This is a genomic window from Candidatus Parvarchaeota archaeon (assembly GCA_016866895.1).
Classification (GTDB): Archaea; Micrarchaeota; Micrarchaeia; order Anstonellales; family VGKX01; genus VGKX01.
Genome location: VGKX01000070.1, coordinates 1 through 5,961, shown reverse-complemented (window position 1 = coordinate 5,961; position 5,961 = coordinate 1). Strand labels below are relative to the sequence as shown.

Sequence of the window (5,961 nt, the reverse complement as noted above, 5' to 3'; positions counted from 1 at the left end):
GTTCTCGATGCCTACTGAAACCCTTATAAGCGAGTCGCTGATGCCAATTTTCTTCCTCACGGCGACAGGAATTGAGGCGTGGGTCATTGAAGAAGGGTGCTCGATGAGAGATTCGACGCCGCCAAGGCTTTCTGCAAGGTGGAAAAGCTTGAGGCGTGAAAGGAATTTCTTTGCGTTTCTTAGACTTGCGCCAGTTTTTTCATCCCCTGAAATTTCAAAGGAAATCATTCCACCAAAGTCCTTCATTTGCACTCTTGCGAGCCGGTGCTGCGGATGCGACTTTAGGCCAGGATAAATAACCCTTTTTACCTTTTCGTGCGATTCAAGGAATTCGGCAATTTTTTGTGCATTTGCACTGTGCATGTCCATGCGAAGGGCCAAAGTCTTGATGCCACGAAGCACAAGATAGCTGTCAAAGGGGGATAGGATTGCCCCGATGGCATTTTGGGCATGCTTGAGTTTTTCAAACAGCCCGGCTTCTGAAAGGGCAATTGCCCCTCCTATTGAGTCGCTATGACCATTGATGTACTTGGTAGTGCTGTGAACTGCGATATCAGCACCCAGAGCCATTGGCTGCTGCAGATAGGGGCTTGCAAAAGTGTTGTCAACAGCAACAAGCACGCCTTTTTTACTGGCAATCTGCGAAATTCCCCTTATGTCAGCAAGCTTAAGTAGCGGGTTTGTCGGGGTTTCAAGCCAGATTAGCCGTGTTTTTTGGCCGATTGCCTTTTCAACTTCGGCAGGTGAGGTGGAATCCACATAACTGATTTCAACCCCGAAGTTTGCCTTGAAAAAGTTATCAAAAAGCCTTCTTGTCCCCTCGTACAAATCATCTGATGCAACAACGTGGTCGCCGCAGCGAAGCAAACCCATGCCAAGAACTGCCTGTGCGGCAAGCCCGGAGGAGAATGCCAGGCCGTATTTTGCTCCTTCAAGTGCGGCAAGCCGTTTTTCAAGCGCATCCCTTGTCGGATTGCCAGACCTTGAATACTCATAACCTGCAGTGGGCTTATCCGCATCCATTCTGGCAAAAGTTGAGGACAGGTGTATTGGCACTACCACATCGCCACTTGCCCCGTCCCCGAATTTTGGCTCTTCACCGATATGAACGGCCTTTGTTTCAAATTTCATACAAACACCCCGCAAGTTTACATAAAACCGTTTTTTTGCATCCACCCGTCATTAAAAATAGTGCTCAGATAGCTGCGGCCGCTGTCTGGAAGCAAAGCAACTAGGACCTCTTTTTTGTCAAGCTTTTTTGCCAAACTTAGTGCAGCAAATGCCGCAGCCCCAGAGGAGCCTCCAACAAGCAACCCCTCTTCTCTTGCAAGCCTCCTTGCAGTAAGAAACGAGTCCCTGTCGCCGACTGAAATTACCTCATCAACAAGCCCAAGGTCAATTGTCGTTGGCATGAAATCCTCACCAATACCCTCCACTTTGTAGGGGTGCACTGGAGCCTCCGATTTGTAAAAAGTGCCTTTATAGAGCGAGCCGACTGCATCAACCCCGACAATTTTTATTTCTGGGTTTTTCTCCTTTAGATATTTAGCCGTACCAGTTATTGTGCCCCCTGTCCCCATGCCAGCCACAAAATATGTAATTCTTCCTTCTGTTGCTTCCCAAATCTCAGGGCCGGTTGTAGTGTAATGGGCTAGGGGGTTTGCCTGGTTGAAATACTGGTTTGGGGAAAAGGCACCAGGTATGCTTTCAACAAGTTTCTTGGCCACCATCAGGTTGCTTTGGGGGTCATCTGCCGCCACGGCGGTTGGAGTCCGGACAACCCTTGCCCCATAAGCCTTCAAAAGAAGCTCTTTTTCAATGCTCATCTTGTCAGGCATCACAAAAATAGACTTGTAGCCCCTCAAGGATGCAACAAGGGCAAGGCCCGCCCCCGTGTTCCCTGAAGTCGGTTCTACTATCGTCCCCCCTGGCTTGAGAAAACCTCTCTGTTCAGCCTCCTCGACCATGGCAAGCCCGATTCTGTCCTTCACGCTGCCCCCTGGATTAAGATATTCAACCTTGGCAAATATTTCAGGGCTGAGGCCATTTGCAATTTTGTTTAGCCTGACTAGAGGGGTTTTTCCCACTGCTTCAAGTATGTTTCCATAGACTTTTTGCTTTGCCCTAGGCTCGGTTTGCTCTTCCAATTTTTGCGCAACGTAAATCCCTTTCCATTTTTTCACCCCATACTTTTAGACACACGTGACGATATGCGAGTTGATTTACAAGTTCTATAGAATGCCGCCAGTGAAAGACCACTGACTAAGAAAGAAAAAAATCGGCGGCAGTTATATAGCTAAAGCTGGTGTTAGTGCCCCTAAGGGCAACAGGAAAGAAGATTTTGAATTGCTTTAGCTTTTGCCATTGTTATACTTGCACCTGGATTAGTATATAAAACTTACTTAAACAGGCTTGGAAGGAAGTTAGAGACAAACGCCACGCCAACAACTGCCATTATTGCAAGCACAATGTTTTTGTTGTCAATTGCAATTGAGACTATATGGTAGCCATCAAACATGGGAAGAGGCAAAAGATTCACGGTGCCCACAAGAAAGTTCAGGACAAAAAGCAGCGCAAGAACATTGAAAACGAATTTCAGGAATGCAAACTCAGGGGGGAAAACGCTTGCAAGATACTGGCTGTTTTTTAGATAAAGGTAAGACACGCCAACTTCACCGACCTTGTTAGCCTCCGTGTTTATTATCCCTTTTTCAGTGCTAATCACAAGCTTTTGGCTTGGGGCAAATTTTGTTGTTTGCAGCTCCTTTGCGCCTATCCCGTTTATTGAATAGACGTATGTGCCTTCTGGAAGCGCACCCGAGACAACTTTGAGTGCGTCTGGCCTGAACTGCGAAGTGCCGATGACAAAGCCCAGCAGCACAAGAAAAGATAATATTGCAGTGAGAATATTGGCAGTGGAGCCGGCCACCATTACGCGAAGCTGTGCTGACCTTGAGCTTTTCCTAAGCTCATTCTCATCTGGGTCTACAAATGCGCCCACAGGAAGGAATCCGAAGAGAACCAGGCCTGCAGACTTAAGCTTAATTTTTGCGACCCTGGAGAGGACGCCATGTGCAGCCTCATGCACAACCAAAAGCAGTGCAAGGGCGATTATTCCTTCAAATAGTGGAAGGTTTCTGCCTGGCACAAGGAAAAATGCCCCGGATGGGGTGTTTGCAATTTCCCCGGTTCCAAAAACAATTGAACTTGTTAGCTTGGTCAGTATGTGAAGGCCGTATGTTACGATGCTGACAATGGTTGTTAGGGTCAGGCCCCCGACTATAAGCATTGCAAATGAAAGAAGTGCAAAAAATGGGAATATTGATGCTGCAGCTTTTGCCTGCACAGAAACTCCGCCTACATCAAGCCCGCTAATCACTGTTCCGGCAAGCGGGAAGATGTAAGGCGAAATAAATAAGACAGTAAGCAAAAGTGAAATGATTGAAAGCAGGATTATTGTTGGTTTTCTCAGCGGCTTTTTCTTGTCATTATCAATCAAGAAATATGCAAGCAATCCATAGCCAAAAACAAGGCCAAAGTCCGTTAGCATGTTCCAGACTTCTGGGTGTTTTTTTGCAAGCGCATCAATCCTTCCAAGGCCTGCCTTTGTCCTAAGCATAAGAAGGCCCCACTGGCCCTCAATGGCATGGAGCTTTTGCAAAATCAGGCCGCATGCGCAAAGCAGGACTACTGAAAGGACAAAAGTGGCCAGCCCGCCAAGGTTTGCATTGAGGATATAGAAAAGCGCGGCAAAGCCTAGGGCTACGGTTGAAAGTGAGCAGAACAGTTCCTTGTGGCCCATGGGCATATCAATGTCCAATAGCATATTTAAATGAGGCTGTTTTTATGAGGCATGGGAGGATAATAAAGGTTTTTGATAAAGAATATACTTTATGCGAGAAATTAAATGAGATAGGCAGGCACGAGGGTGCCCGAGGTAAATTAAAAAATTAAGCTTGGTGCAGGTTGGCAGGTGTTGTCATGGAATGCGAAATATGCGGCAGGGAAGGCGGAGACATACTTGCGATGGTAGAGGGGGCAAAGCTTTATGTCTGCCATGGATGCAGCAGCGGGGCAAAAATTATCTCAATGCCAAGGCAAGCTGCCCCGGCAAGGCAAAACCAGGCAGGTGGAGGGTTTTTATCAAGCCCTGCCTCAAAAACAGAGCTTGAGGTAGTTGATGATTTTGGCAGCACTATAAGGCGGGCAAGGGAGAGATACGGACTGAGCCTTGCGGTTGTTGCTGAAAGACTCAACGAAAAGGAATCTTTTCTTGACAGGATTGAAAAGGAAACTGCCAGGCCTTCCGAGGGACTTGCAAGAAAACTGGAGCATGAGCTTGGGATTAAATTATTGGAACAGGTAGAAAGCTCAAGCTTTGAATTTGGCGGCAAGTCAGGAAAAGGAATGACGCTTGGGGACGTGCTTGAGATTGAAAAGAAAAAGAAGAGATAGTTAATGTGTTCAGTGGTTGGAAATGAAAACCCAAAGCAAAGTCGATTGTATTGAAATCTGCCCCAAGTGCAAGAATGAATTCAAGGCATGCGAATATGAGAGTTATTCAAGCCCAACGCCATATAGCCCCATTTCAGGTTTTGTAGTGTGCTCAAAGTGCGGCTATCGCGGCATGCCGATTTGCGTAAAAATCCGGGATTTGAAAAAAATTAGGGAGATATCAGGAAATGCAAATAAAAAATTGCGGTGAATGGGGGAATTGAGCCTGATGGGCGTTTCCATTTCAGAACTTGTTGCCTCAAGCCCCACGGGCTTCAAGCAGCTTGCAGGAAAAAAAATTGCGATTGACGCATATAACACGCTTTACCAATTTTTAACTTCAATAAGGCAGGCAGATGGCACACCACTCATGGATTCGAAGGGGAACCCTACGGGGCACCTAAGCGGGACTTTTTACAGGAATTCAAAGCTTCTGGAGGCTGGAATAAGGCCCATCTATGTTTTTGATGGCATTCCCCCCGACATGAAAAAATCAACGCTGGATGCAAGAAAGGAGATGAAGCTTGAGGCTGAGGAAAAGTTCAGGCTTGCCCGCGAGCAGGGCAGGGAGGAAGATGCAAGAAAATATGCCGCGCGCACAACAAGGCTGACAAAAGCCATGATTGAAGAAGTCAAGGAGCTGCTAGGCTGCATGGGGATTCCTTGCATTCAGGCGCCAAGTGAAGGTGAGGCGCAGGCTTCCGCACTTGTTGCCAATGGGCTGGCCTATGCTGTTGGCTCGCAGGATTTTGACTCGCTTCTTTTTGGCGCCCCTCTGTTGCTTCGGAATTTGTCTGTGTCCGGGAAAAGAAAGGTTCCTGGAAAATTCGAGTTTGTGGAAGTGGGGCCAGAGCTTGTGTCTTTGAGCCAGACACTTGAAAAAAATGGAATTGAAAGAAGGCAGCTAATCTGGCTTGGGATACTTATAGGAAATGACTTTGGCTCTGGGATTAAGGGGATAGGGCCAAAAAAGGCGCTCAAGATTGTAAAGGAGTGCAAGGCTCTTGAAGATGTTGTGCAGTATGCAAAAACTGAATTGAAATACGACTTTCCAGAAAATGTTTTTGAGATTGAGAGGTTTTTCCTTGAGCCCCCAGTTCTCAAAGGCAGTGACGTTGAGCTGGCCTTAGAGTTTAAGGCACCTGACAGGCAAGAGCTTGAAAAATTCTTGTGCGACAAGCACGACTTTTCGCACGAGCGGGTGGAAAGGGCAGCTGAAGCACTTGTGAAAAAATTCAACGACAAGACGGAGCAGACAGGGCTTGGGCAGTGGTTCTAAAGCAATAAGAATTTGAAAGTGTGTAAAGGACATCTTAGTTTTTTATATTTTGACTACCACCCATAAATCCGTTTTATGGCAGCCTCTAATAGGACGCGGATTACCTCGGCCTCGTCATCCGAGACAGGAACGTTTATGGAATCAAGCGCCCCCTGCGTGCTTTGCTGCGAGGCGCGCAGGTTGAAGCC

At 47.0% G+C, this 5,961-nt stretch carries 6 protein-coding genes; 3 read left to right on the top strand and 3 right to left on the bottom strand.

Translation table 11 applies throughout. From position 1 onward, the window contains the following. From FJZ26_03505 to FJZ26_03495, 3 genes are all read right to left on the bottom strand, one after another. On the bottom strand, positions 1-1,131 hold a 1,131-nt coding region (locus FJZ26_03505; GenBank protein ID MBM3229472.1), incomplete at its 3' end, for a PLP-dependent transferase. Between the two features lie 17 nt (positions 1,132-1,148). Beyond that, positions 1,149-2,147 carry a pyridoxal-phosphate dependent enzyme gene (locus FJZ26_03500; GenBank protein ID MBM3229471.1) on the bottom strand — a complete coding sequence of 333 codons (999 nt, stop codon included), beginning with the start codon at positions 2,145-2,147 and terminating at the stop codon, positions 1,149-1,151. A 251-nt stretch (positions 2,148-2,398) separates the two neighbouring features. Next, positions 2,399-3,826 carry a site-2 protease family protein gene (locus FJZ26_03495; GenBank protein MBM3229470.1) on the bottom strand — a complete coding sequence of 476 codons (1,428 nt, stop codon included), beginning with the start codon at positions 3,824-3,826 and terminating at the stop codon, positions 2,399-2,401. A gap of 155 nt (positions 3,827-3,981) precedes the next feature. Here FJZ26_03495 and FJZ26_03490 point away from each other — a divergent pair, with 155 nt between their 5' ends. Genes FJZ26_03490 through FJZ26_03480 form a run of 3 tightly spaced genes read left to right on the top strand, consistent with a single transcriptional unit; the run spans position 3,982 to position 5,773 of the window. Beyond that, entirely contained in the window at positions 3,982-4,455 is a 474-nt protein-coding gene (locus FJZ26_03490; protein ID MBM3229469.1) for a TIGR00270 family protein, read from the top strand. A gap of 22 nt (positions 4,456-4,477) precedes the next feature. Then, positions 4,478-4,705 carry a hypothetical protein gene (locus FJZ26_03485; GenBank protein ID MBM3229468.1) on the top strand — a complete coding sequence of 76 codons (228 nt, stop codon included), beginning with the start codon at positions 4,478-4,480 and terminating at the stop codon, positions 4,703-4,705. After that, entirely contained in the window at positions 4,706-5,773 is a 1,068-nt protein-coding gene (locus FJZ26_03480; protein MBM3229467.1) for a flap endonuclease-1, read from the top strand. It begins immediately after the preceding gene. Positions 5,774-5,961: the final 188 nt, after the last annotated feature.